The following is a 17,473-nucleotide window of genomic DNA, read 5'->3' as shown; positions in this document are numbered from 1 at the left end:
CAACCTTGGTAAATGCGATAACGGTGTTGACTCTGACAGGACGTACTCACATGGCTTTTCTGTAGTCACTTGGCGCCACACCCACCACATTTTTGAACGCCCGATTGAAGGAATTATAATTCGTATACCCAACTTCCTCGCTGATCTCCTGAATGGCCTTGTCAGTCTCCAGCATGAGCTGCTTCGCCTTCTCAATACGGTGACTAATTAGAAGATCCACGAACTTCTCACCAATTTCGTCCTTGAACAGCTTGCTTAAATATTTCGGATTAATATCGAATAAATCACTTAGATAGTTCAACGACAGCTCGGGGTTGTTGTAGTTCTGTTCAATATACTTGCGAATCTCAAGAATATGAGATCTGTGTTTTCTGGAACAATGCAGCGTCTGCATCTGCTGAGCCAGCTCCCGGAAGCCTTTCCAGCACAGATCGCGTAAATCATCCAACGTTTCCCAGCCTTCCAACCTGGGAAGCAGCGGTGTAAATACAGCGGCCCATCTCTCCTGATAATCCTGGGATAGTTCCGCGAACTCCCGATTATAATGCTGGAACAGCAATTGGACGGTATTCATAATCTCCTGGCGGGAAAGCACAGATTCACGGATCTGTTCGAACAATCGTTCAAAATGCGTTTCCCAGACTTCGTCTGACAGACGCATTGCCTGCACCAGCAGAGAGATGGTCTTCAGGAATTCATACACATCATTGGTTGAGGTCGGAACCTCTCCGCATGGGATGATTCGATTCATGCCGAGTACAGCCTTGTACTCCAAGGCATGCACAGCCTCCTTCAACGAAGCTCTCAAACCACGAACATCCACGGCCACTCTCCCAGTCCCAATGGTTACGGTGAAGTTCAGATACTGCCCCACTCTGTCCAGATAACCGGAGAGCAGGCTCCGTTCTGTTTCCTCACCCATTTCCGTCCCGGGAATCCAGACAATCGCGTACAGCCGCTGATCCGATATCCACTCTGCCCAACATTCTGTACCTTCCTGCCTTGCACTCTCTTGCAGAATGCTGGATAACACGAATTTCAGAAGGGATTGGTCTTGAGCATGATACTCTTCCAAGAACCGGGAATACTGATCAATCTCTACAACGATTACAGCCCATCGGTTCTCCAACTGTGGCAGTTTAAACTTTGCCATCTCCGTTGTCAGTTCATTGCCAATAAAGTCCCGTGTACCCTCCAGCAGCTCCTGAAAGAAATATTTCTTCTGCAAAATCAGGTTCTCTTCATGCTCCTCCTGATATTGTTTGGTTTGATCAATCATTCGCTCCAGCGTGGTCTGGATAAAACGGAACTCGTTATCCTTCGTATAGCCCATGCCCGGCTGTTTCTGCGAAGCCACCGTCTCTATCAACGTAACGATCTGCTGGATGGGTTTGTAATTTCTTCGTGTAACGTAGATCACCCACACGACACCGATCAACACAACAACAACAGCAAACACCAACCAGATATTATAAAATTGCAGGGTGAATTTGACGATTTTGCCATTGTTCAAGCCTGTCTGTACCTTCCAGCCGCTGTAGCTGGATGTAAACTCGGAGAACACTTCACCGGAGTCCGTTTTGGGAGAAACTGCTGTAATGCCATCCTGCATTCCTCCGTCCCACAAATTGCCCCCCGAGCGATTGAAGATATTTACGAAGGTAAACTCAGGGTCATACATCTGCATAATGGACTTCTGCAAAGTCGGCAGATCAACGTTAACCACCACAAGCCCCGTGCCGTTTCCAACACCGCGAATGAGTGTAATCACCTGTTTTCCTTCCACTGTCGGGAATGCCTTAAAGGATCTGGCCCCCACCCACTTTTGCGTTGCCGCTGCACGGCTGTCTTTAATAAAAGCAGCATCCGGGAACTCCTCGATCGGTACCGCCTTACCATTGCTGAAGACCGTATCGTCGTTGTATCTTACCAGATATATGGAATCAATCAGCGGATACTCTATTTTCAATTCATCAATAACCTGGACCGCTTGAATTCCGGCATATACATCCTCGCTTCCGGTTACCGAATAATAATTTTTCAGGTTGGGATTGGTCAAAATATCACGCAGCACTTTGAAGTCGATGGAGCGCAGTGAATTGTCCAGGTATTGCGTTACCTGTGATGCCAGAAATTCATTGGCCTTGAGTGCTTCTCTTCGGTTCTGTTCATTGAACACCTGGAAGAAGATAATAAACAGGATTGTGGTCACGATAAAAAAAACAGGCAAATACGATAGCAGCAAACGTCTAAACCAACTGTTGTTCATCTCCGAGGCCCCCCACCACTGTTTATACGCATGAGCATTTTGCATAAGCTGGAATGACAACAACCACGCCTTCTGGTCGCTAATTTTCCCATAAATATTCAGTAAATTATATCTAATGAAGTGGGGTTGTCAAAAGGAGAAGACCGTCCCGATTTCAGTGCTAACATCGGGACAGCCTCAATCATGAATCCATCAACTTTTATTGATTTTTCTCAATCGCACGCTGGTAAATCTCAAGGTAATTGCTGAGCCCCAGACCATCAAAACCTTTTACGTACGCGTCCCATTCCTTATCGATGCTCTTGCTGCCGATAATGAATTGAGCCATATTGGTCATCACGTAATCCTTGACGGCCGTCGTAAGCTGCGCAGCAGTTTCTGTATCTTCAGGACGGATAAATACGTTCGCAGGATAAACCTCTTTTGGTGCATATGGTTCATATACATTGGTCGCTTGTGCCAGTCGTGTACCGTAACCTTCGGCTTCCAGCGGGTTCTGACCTTCTGCAAACAGGTTGCGGAACGTATTGGACAAGTCATGTGCTCCGATCTGCGACCAACTCTCGTTGACTACAACATTTGGGTCACGCTCAGGCAGGTTATAGTAGCTGTATTTGGCAGGCTCGCCATTGATGTTTTTCTCATCAGCATCCGCTTTCTTCCAGCCCTTCCCTTCTGTCGGTCCGTACTCTGCATACAGAGCGCCTTCTTCACTGAACATGTAATCTACAATTTTGATCGCGGCAATCTGTTGTGCTTCGGTCGCTTTGTTGGTGATGGCAAACTCGAACTCACCTACACTTTGCGTGGCACCTGTCGTCTGAACACCATCCGGCCCTTTCAGCGGAGGCACGATGTCCCAGTGCTGGTGGCGGGTGATATCCTTGTCGTACGTGTTGACGAGGTAGCTGACCAGCGCTGTTGTAATGGAGCCGACCACTTCGTCGCCTTCCTTGTTACCCAGCTGTCCGATCGCCTGATCGTTCTGTGTGAAGGAAGCCGGATCAATCAGACCTTCTGCATACAGCTTGTGCATGTACTCCAGTCCTTTTTTCCACTCTTCCTTATTCGCAGCAAAATCAACCTTGCCATCGTTTACGATCAGATATTTATCGTTGTCATTATAGATAAAGCTGTTCATCAGATAGGCATCGATGTTGCCGTTCCACACGTACTTGTTGGGTGCACCCGTGAGTGGAATCTCATCGGCTTTGCCATTGCCATTCGGGTCTTGTTCCTTAAACGCCTTTAGAACCGTGTAGAGTTCGTCGGTCGTGGTTGGCATTTTAAGGCCCAGATTGTCGAGCCATTCTGTGTTGATCCAATATTTCTGCGCATACGTGCAGTGGTAACATTCATTGAAAATAGGCAAAGCGTAGATATTTCCATCTGGTGCAGTTACTGCTTCCTTGAAGTACGGCTTCTCCTCCATAATCTTGGTCAGATTCGGACCGTACTGCTTGATCAGATCCTGTAACGGGAGGAACACGCCCTGTTTTCCGTACGTTTGAAGGTCTGAGGTGGTGAACTTGCCATGGAGGAACACTTCGGGATAATCGCCACTTGCCAGCAGCAACTGTCTGCGGTCTTGCAAGGCGTCCGTCGGAGCCAGGTCCCATTTCAGGGTAACATCGAACTTGTCTTCGATAAATTTGGTGAACTCATTATCTTCCATGGACGCTTTACCTTGTGGGGCAAAGAAAGTCATCGTTACAGGGCCACCGCTCTCCTCGCTACCGTCGCTCCCTGTACCCGTCTCCTCGGATGAACCGCATGCGGACAACAAAGCCATCGAAGCAAAGACCAGAAACAACATCGAAATCCAAGATTTTTTCAATCTGACTCCTCCTTTTTGTTGAAAACGGCATAACCATCTGGTTACTGTACTCGTGTTAAACCCGATTCCGGAAGCCGGAGTGTTCCCCACCTCCTCTCAAGCGGCGTAAGGGGCGTAGATTACAAAGGTCATCCTTTGAGCGAGCCAACCATGACCCCTTTGACAAAATGCTTCTGCACAAACGGATACATGATGAGAATCGGAATGCTGGCGACGACGATCAAAGCGTATTTCAGTACCTGCTCAAACCCTTGATCCCGCAGCTGCTGGCTCGTATTGGCCAACATCGCCGGATCTGCGGCGTTTAATATGAGCAGATTCCGCAGCACATATTGGAGCGGGAACAACTTCTCGGAACGAAGATAGATCAGGGCATCAAAGTACGCATTCCAGTGGCCCACCGCATACATCAGGGTCATGACCGCCAGAATCGGCTTCGATAATGGAAGAACCACGCTGATCAAATAGCGGATATCCCGGCAGCCGTCCATTTCCGCCGCCTCCCCAAGCTCTTCCGGGATGGAAGACTGGAAGAAGGTTCTCGCTACAATGACCTGGAACACCGCGAGCGCCCCTGGCAGCCACATCGCCCAGCGTGTATCCAGCAGATGAAGGTCTTTCATCAAAAGATAGGTTGGAATCAGGCCGCCATCAAAGAACATCGTGATCATCATGAAAATGATGATGGCTCCCCGTCCGTAAAATGATTTGCGTGACAAGGGATACGCGAGCATGACGGTGAGTGCCACATTGATAAATGTGCCTACAACGGTATAAATGATCGTGTTGTAGAAACCGAGCATGAGCTGTTGGCTTTTGAAAATGGAAATGTAAGCCTTGATGTTAAAGTCTACCGGGAACAGCCACACCTGACCGGATGTAACGGCACGCGAGGAGCTGAACGAAGAACTGATGATATACAGGAGTGGGTAAAACACCGTTAAAAGTATGGCAAACAGAAAGATATAGTTGAATGTCATGAAGATGCGGTCACCGAGCGGGTCCTTGATCCGGTTACGATTTAACAGGTTGAACATGGATGAGCTCCTCCTTTACCACAAGCTGTTCTGGGATACTTTGCGGGAAATGCCGTTGACGATAACCAGCAGGATCAGGTTGATCACGGAGTTGAACAATCCTACCGCCGAGGAGAAGCTGAAGTTAGCCCCGATCAGACCCACCTTGTACACATATGTGGAGATGACCTCCGAAGCGCTTGTGTTGAGCGGATTCTGCATCAGGTATATTTTTTCGAAGCCCACGCCCATAATGCTGCCCAAACTCAGAATCAGCATGATGACGGTGACTGGTACGAGCGTTGGAAGATCGATATGCCAGATTTTCCGAAGCCTTGAAGCACCATCCATCTTCGCCGCCTCGTAAAGGGATGGATCAACGCCAGCAAGAGCCGCGATATAAATGATTGATGAATAACCCATGCCCTGCCATACACCCGACCAGACATAGATCGATTTGAAGTATTCCGGAATGCCCATGAAGTTGGTCATCGGGAAGCCGAGTAACGTAAACAGCTTGTCTACCACGCCCACATGCGGAGAGAGCATCAGAATGATAATGGATACCATCACGACCGTGGAGATAAAATGCGGAGCGTAGGTGACCATCTGCACGGTCTTTTTAAAGTAACCCGTTCGGATCTCATTCAGCGCAAGCGCCAGCAGGATCGGAATGGGAAATCCGGCGAGTAACGAGTAGAAACTGATACCAATCGTGTTTTTGATTAGCAGCCAGAAATTCGGGGAATCGAAAAAGGCTTCGAAGTGTTTGAATCCAACCCACGGGCTTCCCCAGATTCCTTTGACAACACTGAAGTCTTTAAAGGCAATCTGTACACCGACCATCGGAATGTACTTGAATATCAACAGATACAATACGGGAGGCAGCACGAGCAGATAGAGCTCCCAATGCTTCTTGAGGCTTTTGATAAATGGATGCTGCCTTTTGGGTTCTACATCATTCCTTAAATGCTGGAGCTCCACCGGTGCAGGTATGCTTTCCGTAGCTCGACTCATTCGCGTCACCCCTTCTACACCTTAAGTGTAATAATACATTACATTTACATCCCTTAAACATCCTTTTCTTTGGTCCATTCTTTTGTTCCAACGCTTTCTATGTGAGTATTAGTGTCAGGTAACGCTTTCTTAAATCGATAGTACCTTGAGTGGTGTTCTTTGATCAATTCGCAATTTTCTCTCACCTCTCCTTATTCCCAAAACCCTTGTCAGACAAGGGGAAATTGCACTTTAAACGATGTATTTTGCGAAAATCACCAAACCAAAAAATCCGGAAGACTGTATATGTCCCCCGGGATTTGGATTGTGAACTTATTGGTTTGTGAACAATCTGAACGTAAGTGTGATAGGTGCTAATGCTGTAACTGCTGTTTGCGGCAGCTCTACAGCAAGTCCATCTTCCGTCCGTTGGAACGACAGTACACCATCTGTGCCGACGAGTTCGATCCGCTCCACTTTTTCCACATATGGAATGACCAGCTGTGGTTGTACCGCCTCGTTCTCATTTCTGTACAGACGGAAGGCATATGTAACGTTGATATCTTCCTTACGTGTGAAAGCCCACTCTCCAGTGTAGTATGGTCCGCAAATTCGTGTGGCGTAAATGCCCTCACCGTGGGTACCAAGCCATTCTCCAAGGGCTTTAATGCTCTGAACTGCCCCATTTGGAAGACGTCCATCCGGTTGCGGCCCGACATTCAGTGCGAGATTACCGCCTTTGGATACTACCTCAAGCAGAATATGTGCCAGCTGTCTTGCTGGCTTATATTGATCATCAAATCCAAACGCAAAGGAATTCCCCACCGTGATACAACTCTCCCAAGGAATATTCATTGGATGCTCAGGGATGGTCTGTTCCGGAGTTACGATATTCTCATACGGCCCGCCCACCGTGCGATCGGCTGCCAGGAGCCACGGCTGTGTGGTCTGACGCGCACGCTCCACTACCTCGCCCAGTCGGATATCCTGACCATGGCGTCCTTCACGCACCCAGCCTGCATCCAGCCATAGACACTCGATCCGTCCGTAGTTGGTCAGCAGCTCCATGATCTGCTCATGCGTGAACTCGACGAATTTTTCCCACAGCCACGGGTACTCTTTCGGATCATAGGATGGCCCGCGCCACATATGACTTCCACGCTCCATGCCAGGTGTCCAGTAATATGGCGTATGCCAGTCTGCTTTGGAGAAGTAAGCCGAGATGCCGAGACCCTTGGCACGAAAAGCGTCAAAAAGCGCCCGGCAAATATCTGCATACTTATGGGTGTGAAAAGGAGTATCCTTGCCTGTGATACGATAATCGGTTGTGTGTGTATCCCACATGCAGAATCCATCATGATGTTTGGTGGTGAACAGGAAATATTTGAACCCGTTATCCGCGGCCATCTGTGCCCATTCCTCCGGCTGAAAGCGAATCGGATTGAACGTTTTGTTGAGATCAAAGTATTCCCGCTTGAAATGCTCCATGTCGTCAGTCCAGTCGATATCATTGCGCGACCAATCACCATCTTCGTCACTTAGCGCCCAGGACTCCACGAGTCCAAGCTGGGAATAGGGCCCCCAGTGCATCATCAATCCCAGCTTCTGATCCTTGAACCACTCCAGGCGTTCATTCAGCAACGGATCCTCAGGCTTCACCCATTCCTCTTCTTTGCTAAAATTGTGAACACCGGCTTCCACGACCTGTTCTTCCTGTTCCAGCACCGATTCTTTGGTTTCGCTCATCCCGTTCATCTCCTTTTGGATTGGATGTCATACGCTGAATAAATAGCATTACACTGGACCACTACGCGGTCAGAACAATCTTCCGATCGCTGTTATCCCCAGATTTTTTTTGATTCCCTTTCCTAAGAGGAAAATCCGGGGATAAAGGCGAGATTATGCTTACGAAGTAGCTTTCCTTCAGAAAGCTTTTAGCTTCGCTTCTTCAGATTCGTTCTGCCCTCCCCGTTATTGTGTAAATGTTTCGTTCAACTAAGAAAGACATATTAAGCCCAGTCATTTCGATTGCAGTGCCTTCTTCAGATTGGTCCTAACTCCATTTCGGCGAAATGTTTGGTTCAACAAGTATAGACTTGTTAGACCTCACTACTTCGAGTGGTGTTGCCATTTTCAGATCGCAACACTATATCTACAGTGAAATTTCGCGTCCTTCACGCGCCGACTCGTAGATGGCGCAGAGAATCTTCATGATTTCAACGCCATCCTCAACGGGACTAAGCGTCTCTTTGCGCCCTTGGGTACTGTCGATAAAATGATTGACTTCATTACGGAAAGAACCTGCAAAATCAAGGGATTTGAAATCCACCTGTGGTGTCATATTTAAAATGGTATCGAATTTCTCACCAATCAGTGAAATTTCCGGTTCCAGTTCAGCACCACCTTTATCGCCATAGAGTCTGACCGAAGTTTCATCCTGCTTGGCGTGCAGCGTGAAACTTACATCCACCAGCAGGCTTGCCCCGTTCTCGAAGCGAATCAATGCGTTGGCCATATCCTCCACGGTGTTTTTGTTCGCATCATAGTCCGCCGCCTGGTAGAACGACAGATTACGGATATTGGCACGGTTACCCAATCGATTGGAGACATTCGCAGAGACGGTTTTCACCTTCGGTTTGCCCATCAGGTACCAGGAGATATCAATAATGTGTACGCCGATATCGATCAACGGGCCGCCGCCAGAACGCTCAACATCTGCAAACCAGCCGCCCGGATTGCCCAAACGCCGCAGACAGGATGCCTTGGCATAATAGATCTCTCCCAGCTCGCCTTCATCAATGAACTTCTTCAGGATTTGCGCATTGTCGCTATAACGGCGTACAAAGCCAACTTGAAGCAGCTTTCCACTGCGGTGAACAGCCTTCTCTACCTCCAGCGCTTCTTCTACCGTTTGACAGAGCGGCTTCTCGCAAAGCACGTTTTTACCCGCATCCAGAGCAGCAATGCTAATCTCGGCGTGAGTGTCATTCCAGGTACAGACGCTGATCGAATGGATTTCAGGCAGTGCCAGAAGCTCCTTATAGTCTGTGAATACATGAGTAGCGTTATATTTTTTCGCTGCTTCCTGGGCACGAGCTTCATTCAGGTCACATATGGCGTATATTTCAACTTCGGGATTGCTGGCATAAGCTTGTAAATGAAAATCGGATATCGATCCCGCACCGACAACGGCAACTTTAAGTTTGGACATGGAATTTCCCCTCCATAATCTGATGAATGATGGTCACATCAGTTGATTCAAAACATATGATAATCGGCTTAACGTAACTACGGTGAATGTTTGGACTTTCGGCCACTGTTGTCTACAGATTTCTTGTATCAACCGCTCTCAGCGGTTGAAATCCGCAGACAAAGGCGGGCGCTACCACTCCTACAGTTCCAAACTTCCCCTCTGTTACTTCAGCCTTACATATAAAAATTGATTCCACTTATATAGTAGTGCAGTCGCTGCCTATGCTTCCTCCCAGAAGCGGCGGACGTTATCCATCGCGATGCGGGATGCTGTTTTGCAATTTTCCATGCCCTCGAATTCTACAGAGATATATCCGTCATAACCGGACTGCTTCAACACACGGAATACTTCTGGCATGTCAATATCGCCGTGTCCCACAATTGCACCGCGCAGGTAATTGCCGTGTGAGGTCTGGAACCAGCCCTCCCCGGGATTACGGTAAGAGGGTCTCAGATAGAAATCTTTGGCGTGCACCATGGATGCATAAGGAATGTTGTTTTTCACAGCGCTAACCGGGTCTTCATCTACACACAGGAAGTTGCCGATATCCAGCGTTGTCTTGAAATTTTCCCGAGCCGTCTCATGCACCAACCGCCGGATTCGTTCACTGGACTGCACATAGTAACCATGGTTCTCCACACTTGTGGTAATTCCGTGACTCGCTGCGTAATCGGCAATTCGCTGGCAAGCCTTCACCAGAACAGGCAGGTCGGCCTCAAATTGGGCAACGGTCCCCTCCTCTGCAGGACGAAACGCTACATCATGACGCATTCTTGTCACCCCAAGAGCTGCAGCGACATCCACATGCTTCATGACAGCGGCGATCTCATGTTCAAGTGCATCCGGGCCTTCCCCTGTAACAAAGTTGGCACCAATTGCATAATTGGAGATATCAATCCCCACGTCTTGCGCAGCCTCTCGAATCTGGTCAATTAATTCCGGTTGGTCGATCAGGCTGTACCCCATTGGAACAATCTCCACATGTTCTCCGCCCTGCTCGGCGATGTAGCGGATGGCATCCGGTACAGTCAGTTCTTTGCTATTCAGTGCCTGTTGCAGACTGTATGTGCTGAGTCCTACTTTCATATCCTCTCATCCTCTCCTGCTGGTGTGTGGCTCTACCTTACGTATACCTTTTTGCACCAGATCATTCAATTCCCAATAATCGTTCACTACTCTATTTTCCATGGGATGAATCCAAAACTGGCTTATCTACATAATGTTACGGTCCGGTCCCCAGTTCCATGCAACTCTAATATCACAATTTCATTTTCGCCTTGGCAAAGAAGCGGCGCAGGCACATCCAATGTAACCTAAGGACCTTTATTCCCAATAACGGCCTAACATTAAAACCATTTACGAAGGTAGCCTTCCGGTCCTGTCTGTCCCGTTCACATATGGCAACGAAGACAGATCATCCTTAGGCCCCTCCTTCTGTTTGCTTAGATATATACCCAGCCAGGACAATGTAGGATACCATCTGGACTCATGAATGGTTATACGAATGGTTTTGGCGGTGAGGGCATCGAAACGACAGATTCGTTTGTGACCAACAACCGTCCCGTGATACAACTTCTGCCAATCACCACTCTCACCCTTTGCCTCCAGCGTAAAACGCTCAATTCGTTGACCCGAACGGATATGTTCCATGAGGACCACTCGGTCGAACAGCTTTTCCTCCGGCAGCTCCACCTCCAGCCAAGCCAGTTCAGTTCCTTCGGATGGACACCAGAATGTATCCGATCCCTCACGCAATACCTGGGTAGCCGCATGTTCTTCACCCATGGTATCCGATGCTTGAATCCTCGCTCCAACAGCCAGACTTTGCCGATAAGTACTGCGCAAGAAGTCACCGAGCTGCTGCAGCCGCTCAACATCCTGTTCGTGAATAAGGCCGCGTGGGTCTGGCGGAAGATTAAGCAGAAAGTTGGCGTTCCCCCCGACCGCTCCATCATAGATGCCAAGCAGTTCCTCCAGTGATTTGACTTGATCATCCTCACTTGCATGATAGAACCAGCCCGGACGGATGGACGTGTTCACTTCTGCTGGATACCAGATAAGCCTGTCCTCATGCTGCCGGATCACTTCCCGACTTCCCAGATCTGCATCCTGTGTATTTATTTTGCTGGCAAACTCTCCATCGTCCACCTGTTGGGACTGCTCCTGGATCTTCTCGTTATCCTGCAAGTAAGCAGGTACAACGCTCCATTCGGAAGCCCGGGCATGCCCTGCCTCATTGCCACACCAGCGAACATCCGGGCCGCATACCGAGATCACCGCCTCTGGCTGCAACTCGCGAATGATTGCATAATAGGCCTCCCAATCATAGACCTGCCTTTTACCATTCGGCCCCTCTCCACATGCCCCATCGAACCACACGCAGAAAAGTTCACCATATTGGGTTAGCAGTTCACGCAGCTGATTCATGAAAAACTCGTTATATCGCTCCGAATCCCCGTAGGATGCTTCATGCCGGTCCCACGGCGACAGATAGACGCCGAACTTCAACCCGCCTTCCCTGCATGCATCGGCGACTTCTTTCACCAGATCACCTGTACCATTACGCCATGGGCTGGCAGCAACCGTATGATCCGTGTACTCGCTTGGCCATAAACAAAACCCGTCATGGTGCTTGCACGTAAGAATCAATCCTGTCATACCGGCAGACTTGCACGCCTGGACCCATTGCCGGGCACTCAGATCAGAAGGGTTAAAGATAGCGGGATCTTCATTCCCCATGCCCCATTCCTGATCTGTAAACGTATTCACAGTAAAATGAATAAATGCATAGAACTCCATCTGCTGCCACTTCAACTGGCGCTCCGATGGCACAACCTGTGCCGCCGTATTCACCCAATCGGTTGTATTCACTGGATTTTTCTCCTCTCATGCCGGTTCTCCGCCGAGACTAGTCCGACAAATGCCATAAAGGACCGACAGAGCACATCATCTCCAGCGGTCCTTGATTATGTTCATCTGTCATTGACAGTCAGCTTCCCAAAAGAAACTCGATTCATTTTCCACGTATACGCTGCCAATCTCGGCGGAACCGCCCATGCCCCTCCGTGCTTTCGCAACATCCAGATCGCTACATCACTTGCCTTCTCATGCTTGCCTGCAAACCGCGCCGCCTCAACCTCTCCAATTGGCAACATCGCAACCATAGACGCATGACTGCTCTGAAACGGCTGACCTTCCTGAAAGACATATTGTTTGTCCGCCATAATCTTCATGAGTGGGCCTCCTTTCGGAAAATGATTGGCATTGGGTCACGAGTTTTTGTTATTTTTGTTATTTTAAAAATGTTATTCTTTTATTCATAACCAGTCTAAGACGTTGTGATTAAAACGTCAATACACAAAAAAGACACCCCCAAGGGTGTCTCTCGCTTGATCCATATTTTGTACCTATACGATTATTTACGCTTTGCCTTTGTCATTCGATTAAACATGATCAGTGCAGCAATCAACATGGCTACAATCGCGATATTACTTGCTGCATCATGCGACATGCCGAACAGAACGCCCAGATTGGTAACCAAGCCTCTCACAATCAGCGCGACCGCAATCAGCAGAATGGGACTCCAAAAATTGTACCTTCTCATCCTTCGCAACACTCCTGACCTGATTGTTCAGAAATTCCGGATCTCATAACACAATCATAACAGTCGTCATGTTCAGTTACAACATATCAGACCATCATGCATTACACTTGTTTAAATTCAATCCAGTCGATCTGCAGACCCGGTTTGGTGAAGTCCAGCTTCAATTCGTACAATCCTGCCTCCAGCTCTACTTTGACAAGTTTCTGTCTGATCCATTTGCCCTCGGTACCATTGGTTTGAATGGTCGTCATCAATTGATCATTAAGAATGACATTACATGCACTTTGAGCCAGTTCAGGCTCAGGAGACATGATCTGTACAATAATCCGATATTGACCGGCTTCATCCACTTTCATGTAGACAGGTTCGCCCACAACGGGTTTGACCTGTGCATTGTCAGCCAGCACTTGTGCCTGTTCTGAGGAAAGTGAAGCTTTCGCTTGGAATGAAGCAACATTTTCGACAATCTCATGTTTTCTGGAGAAGACAGGCGCATTCATGATGAACTCACAAATATTCATGGCCGAACGCTGAAGCTCCCCACGTGTCAATGTACCATTTTCCAGAGATTCAATCGTGTTGTCATCCCAGCCGTTGATTTCTGCACCATAGTTAGGTACAACCATGTACAGGTCGTTTTGAGCGCGAACCATCCAATTGGTGTTTTTCCGATCTGCTGGTCCACCTTCAACGCCGTCATTCATAATAGCCCACCAGTCGGTCATTACGATACCTTGGAAGCCCCACTCTCCACGAAGAATAGTCGTGTTCAGATCGTAGTTGGAAGCCGCCCAATGTCCATTAATCGGATTGTAGGAGGTCATGATCGAATTCGCACCGCCTTCTTTCACGGCAATCTCGAACCCTTTCAGATAGATCTCACGCAATGCACGTTCGGATACAACGGCATCCACTTTACTGCGATGCTTCTCCTGATTGTTGCAGGCGAAATGTTTCAGCGTGGCATTAGAGCCACCCTTCATGATTCCTTTTGTACATGCAGCAGCAAATACACCGGAAATCAGCGGATCTTCCGAGAAATATTCAAAGTTACGTCCGTTCATCGGACTCCGGCGAATATTCAATCCAGGCCCGAGCAGTGCATCCACCTGATTTCTCAGCAATTCCTGGCCTTCCATCACATACAGCTCTTCGACGAGTTCTGCATTCCATGTTGCTGCCAGCAAAGTTCCAATGGAAACTTGTGTAGCCTTCTCCCCGCTATCCATACGAATACCGGATGGGCCATCAGCAGTACATGCGACAGGGATTCCGTAATTGAACAGACTGTCACTCACGCCGCCAAATGCGGAAGCTGTACCCGATGTAACGAGTGGGCTGCTCATACCTTCGCCTCTCACGATAGCTGCCAGATCCTGATCACTTAATTGGGCGATGAACGTTTCCAGGCTGACTTTGCCATCCTTCACATCTCTCAGCTTGTAGCCCTGATTGCCGGTTTGCTCCAGCGTTTGCGGCAAGCATTGTTCAATTCGTTCAGCCATGGATACTTGGCGAGTCGGAACATCTGCAAAAATCAGCTCATAAGATCCGTCTTCTTTGCGCGCTCCCGGCTTCATTCTCGTAAAGCTTTCAGTCGGTGCCATTGCTTCCTTGAGCTGTTCCACGAGTTGAATCGTTTCTACAACGTACCCATCTTGGCCATCAATACTGACATGCTCCACATTTTTGACACTGGTTCCCACGTACAAACGATATGTTCCTGCCTCAAGTACATACGCCGATGCATGTCCTGTTACGCCAGCATCATCATAGGAAGCCATGGAATCTACAGGGAAGCTCACAGTCAGACGCTGAGACTCACCCGGCTGAAGCAGATTCGTTTTGCCGAAGGCCACCAAAGCTTTTGCAGGTTTCCCCAATTGACCTTGTGGGGCTTCATAATAGATCTGCACTACTTCTTTACCGGCATAGGTCGTGCCCGTATTGGTTACGGTTACATTCACCTTAATGCTGTTTTCTCCGTCTTGGGAGATCCATTTTGCGTCTTCAGCCTTGGTTATGAATGTGGTATAGGACAAGCCGTATCCAAATTCAAATTGTACTTTTTCAGGTCGAAACGTTTCGAAATAACGATAGCCTACGTAGATATCTTCTTGATAAAGGTTCTTAAACTCATTCCCGTAATTGCTTGTGGAAGGATAATCTTCAATGGAATACGCAATCGTATCAGTCAATTTACCACTTGGTGTAACGTCTCCGGCCAGTACATCGGCGATCGCATTACCACCCTCCATACCGCCATGCCACGAATAAATGACACTTTGGATCGGATGAACGTAGCTTTCATCATTCAACCAGCTCATGTCCATGATGTTCGAGACATTCAACACGACGATTGTTTGTTCAAAATGGTTCGTGACCTGTTTCAGCATCGCTTTCTCATCTTCCGTCAACCGGTAGCTGCCTGGCGCATCGACGTTATCCTGATCTTCACCTGCTGTGCGTCCAATAACCACGATCGCTTTGCTGGATTTCGTTCTGGCCTGGGATACCAATTCATCCGTTAAAGGCATCTCCTTCTGATTCCACGGCTCTGCCGCCCATACTTTTCCGCCATCATCAAATGGGTTTTCTTCAATCCACTTTTCATAGACAGCTGCCAAATCTTCATTAACCGTAAGTCCTTTTTTGCTACGCAGGCCATCGAGCAAATTGGTTGTATACGCCACATGAACGCTACCACCTGAGCCTGTGCCACTGCGATAATAATTGACTTGAATCCGTCCAAACACTGAAACGTTTTCGTCTTTCTGAATCGGAAGAGCTTGTCCTTCGTTCTTCAAAAGCACTGCGCCTTCAGCGGCAACCGTTCGGCTAAACTCTGCAAACCCTTCCAATGGAACTCCGATTTGATGTGTGCTCAATGATTTCCCTCCTGATTGTCATCTCCATCTCCACGAATCACTATGTATAAAATGAATTTATGAAACTCACACTTGGGTCACTCTGATGACAGAACAACCTTCCGATCACTGTTACCCCCAGATTTCTTTAATACCTTTTTAAAAGGTTGAAATCCGGTGATAAAGGTGAACGCTTCGCTTCTTCAGGTTATTTCTGTCCTCTCCGTTATCGTGTAACTCTTCTTAGGTTCATTTTATAAAGAAAGATATTCGATGATCTGGTAGATTCACTTGTATCTAGTCTCATATTAACAGATTCTATAGTAGAAAATAAATCAGGTTAAACGTTTTTTCTCACAGTAGACATGATTTTGTAATTATCCAACTTAAAAAGCCACGAACGTTATTCGTCCGTGACTTTTATTCTTGTGTGACCGATGCATTAGGTCGTTAATTTGGCATAGACAAGGAAGAACACCATGTTCTCTCCCACAATTGCATAATTAGGCACCTGGTAGATGAGATCCACAAGAACGAACGCAGCCAGTAATCCCAGCATAATCGCCAAGTGAAGCGGACGGAGCCGCATATGGGCATGTCTGTAGCGATGGAACACAAGTGAGGTCGACAAGAAATACAGCAGCACTGATCCAAACATAAACCCGATCATGAACACATAGTTCAGTTGATTCTGATACAACAACTGGATCGAAGCGGCGATCATGCTCATGGATATGTAGATAAATAGATGACCATATATAATCGCTTGCCCGGCAGTCCGAATCTCTTTGCTTACTTTTTTCTCTACATTCTCGAAGTACTGCCACCACATAGCAATGACAAATATCGAAGTAAAAACGGCAAACAGGATTGACTTCATATCCCAATGGTCTGCTTGCAGCACAGCGATAATACTAATCACCGATTCACCCAGCAGGATGAGTGTAAAGAGTGCGAAACGCTCCAGCAAGTGATGTGTCTGAACGGGCACTTTCACCAGATTCTTGCGTCCAATCAACGGAAGTACGATATCCACGGCGATCCCCGCATACAAAATCACGTAGCGCAGCCAGGAATCGAAAAACAGAGAACCCGATGAAATCAATATACCAATGACAAAACAGGTGCCCAGGTAACGGGCAGCATGTTGTTGATGTGTACTTTTGGACTTATGAACGGTCAGGTACTGAATGGCCGTAAACGCCCTCGATCCGATATACCCAATGAAGAAGGACAGGTAGTATTGATCAAAATGAGTCGAGAGGCTTGCTGTCATCACCAGAACAGACAGGAGCTGAAGGATGAGGAATATGCGATGGCTCAGGATATCCTGACCATAACGGTTAATGAATAGGGTCTGGCCGACCCATGCCCACCAAACAGGAATGAAAATCAACACAAATTTCATCAGATATTCAAACGAAATCACGCCATGTTCGGCATGCAGCAGGACATGCCCTGCTTTGGAGACTGCGGCTACAAAAAGCAAATCATAGAACAGCTCCAGCCAGGTAACCTTTTTCTCCATCATCCTTCAATGCTCCTTTGGGTTATACTCTTATTAAGATTGTTCATTCTTTACATTCCATTTATAGGACAATTGATGCACCTCAATTATTTCAGTTCAGGCG

Annotated in this window: 12 protein-coding genes; all 12 read right to left on the bottom strand. The window is 47.8% G+C overall.

Features of this window, described 5'->3' with window-relative positions; translation table 11 throughout:
* Positions 1-46: 46 nt before the first annotated feature.
* Positions 47-2,269 (bottom strand): helix-turn-helix domain-containing protein, encoded by a 2,223-nt coding sequence (locus ACFTRD_RS29790; protein ID WP_379386291.1) that lies wholly within the window; start codon positions 2,267-2,269, stop codon positions 47-49.
* Between the two features lie 199 nt (positions 2,270-2,468).
* Positions 2,469-4,106, bottom strand: a complete 1,638-nt coding sequence (locus ACFTRD_RS29785) for a type 2 periplasmic-binding domain-containing protein (protein WP_379386289.1) — start codon at positions 4,104-4,106, stop codon at positions 2,469-2,471.
* Between the two features lie 128 nt (positions 4,107-4,234).
* Complete coding sequence (locus tag ACFTRD_RS29780) at positions 4,235-5,143, bottom strand: carbohydrate ABC transporter permease (protein WP_094938511.1); 909 nt, start codon at positions 5,141-5,143, stop codon at positions 4,235-4,237.
* A 15-nt stretch (positions 5,144-5,158) separates the two neighbouring features.
* A complete protein-coding gene (locus tag ACFTRD_RS29775) occupies positions 5,159-6,139 on the bottom strand; it encodes an ABC transporter permease (RefSeq protein WP_379386286.1) in 981 nt (326 codons plus the stop codon).
* A 312-nt stretch (positions 6,140-6,451) separates the two neighbouring features.
* On the bottom strand, positions 6,452-7,864 hold the full coding sequence (locus ACFTRD_RS29770) for an alpha-L-fucosidase (protein WP_379386284.1): 1,413 nt from the start codon (positions 7,862-7,864) through the stop codon (positions 6,452-6,454).
* A 406-nt stretch (positions 7,865-8,270) separates the two neighbouring features.
* Complete coding sequence (locus ACFTRD_RS29765; protein WP_379386282.1) at positions 8,271-9,329, bottom strand: Gfo/Idh/MocA family protein; 1,059 nt, start codon at positions 9,327-9,329, stop codon at positions 8,271-8,273.
* A gap of 261 nt (positions 9,330-9,590) precedes the next feature.
* Positions 9,591-10,457 (bottom strand): sugar phosphate isomerase/epimerase family protein, encoded by an 867-nt coding sequence (locus ACFTRD_RS29760; RefSeq protein WP_379386280.1) that lies wholly within the window; start codon positions 10,455-10,457, stop codon positions 9,591-9,593.
* Positions 10,458-10,727: 270 nt separating this feature from the next.
* Positions 10,728-12,170, bottom strand: a complete 1,443-nt coding sequence (locus ACFTRD_RS29755; protein WP_379386381.1) for an alpha-L-fucosidase — start codon at positions 12,168-12,170, stop codon at positions 10,728-10,730.
* Positions 12,171-12,343: 173 nt separating this feature from the next.
* The gene (locus tag ACFTRD_RS29750; protein ID WP_379386278.1) at positions 12,344-12,604 is read right to left on the bottom strand and encodes a hypothetical protein; all 261 of its coding nucleotides are present in this window, start codon (positions 12,602-12,604) and stop codon (positions 12,344-12,346) included.
* A gap of 182 nt (positions 12,605-12,786) precedes the next feature.
* Positions 12,787-12,975 carry a hypothetical protein gene (locus tag ACFTRD_RS29745; RefSeq protein ID WP_024629467.1) on the bottom strand — a complete coding sequence of 63 codons (189 nt, stop codon included), beginning with the start codon at positions 12,973-12,975 and terminating at the stop codon, positions 12,787-12,789.
* Between the two features lie 101 nt (positions 12,976-13,076).
* Positions 13,077-15,863 (bottom strand): glycoside hydrolase family 3 C-terminal domain-containing protein, encoded by a 2,787-nt coding sequence (locus tag ACFTRD_RS29740; RefSeq protein WP_379386276.1) that lies wholly within the window; start codon positions 15,861-15,863, stop codon positions 13,077-13,079.
* Positions 15,864-16,284: 421 nt separating this feature from the next.
* A complete protein-coding gene (locus tag ACFTRD_RS29735; protein WP_379386274.1) occupies positions 16,285-17,373 on the bottom strand; it encodes a low temperature requirement protein A in 1,089 nt (362 codons plus the stop codon).
* Positions 17,374-17,473: the final 100 nt, after the last annotated feature.

Origin of the sequence: Paenibacillus sp. NPDC056933, assembly GCF_042674385.1 — a bacterium.
Lineage (GTDB): Bacteria > Bacillota > Bacilli > Paenibacillales > Paenibacillaceae > Paenibacillus.
The sequence above is the reverse complement of the archived record's forward strand: the minus strand, read 5'-3'. Positions and strand labels throughout refer to the sequence as shown.

Excerpts from the sequence above, each read along its gene's own strand:
- ACFTRD_RS29790 (WP_379386291.1), bottom strand. The coding sequence starts at position 2,269 with ATGAACAACAGTTGGTTTAGACGTTTGCTGCTATCGTATTTGCCTGTT.
- ACFTRD_RS29780 (WP_094938511.1), bottom strand. The coding sequence starts at position 5,143 with ATGTTCAACCTGTTAAATCGTAACCGGATCAAGGACCCGCTCGGTGAC.
- ACFTRD_RS29775 (WP_379386286.1), bottom strand. The coding sequence starts at position 6,139 with ATGAGTCGAGCTACGGAAAGCATACCTGCACCGGTGGAGCTCCAGCAT.
- ACFTRD_RS29770 (WP_379386284.1), bottom strand. The coding sequence starts at position 7,864 with ATGAGCGAAACCAAAGAATCGGTGCTGGAACAGGAAGAACAGGTCGTG.
- ACFTRD_RS29765 (WP_379386282.1), bottom strand. The coding sequence starts at position 9,329 with ATGTCCAAACTTAAAGTTGCCGTTGTCGGTGCGGGATCGATATCCGAT.
- ACFTRD_RS29760 (WP_379386280.1), bottom strand. The coding sequence starts at position 10,457 with ATGAAAGTAGGACTCAGCACATACAGTCTGCAACAGGCACTGAATAGC.
- ACFTRD_RS29755 (WP_379386381.1), bottom strand. The coding sequence starts at position 12,170 with ATGGAGTTCTATGCATTTATTCATTTTACTGTGAATACGTTTACAGAT.
- ACFTRD_RS29750 (WP_379386278.1), bottom strand. The coding sequence starts at position 12,604 with ATGAAGATTATGGCGGACAAACAATATGTCTTTCAGGAAGGTCAGCCG.
- ACFTRD_RS29745 (WP_024629467.1), bottom strand. The coding sequence starts at position 12,975 with ATGAGAAGGTACAATTTTTGGAGTCCCATTCTGCTGATTGCGGTCGCG.
- ACFTRD_RS29735 (WP_379386274.1), bottom strand. The coding sequence starts at position 17,373 with ATGATGGAGAAAAAGGTTACCTGGCTGGAGCTGTTCTATGATTTGCTT.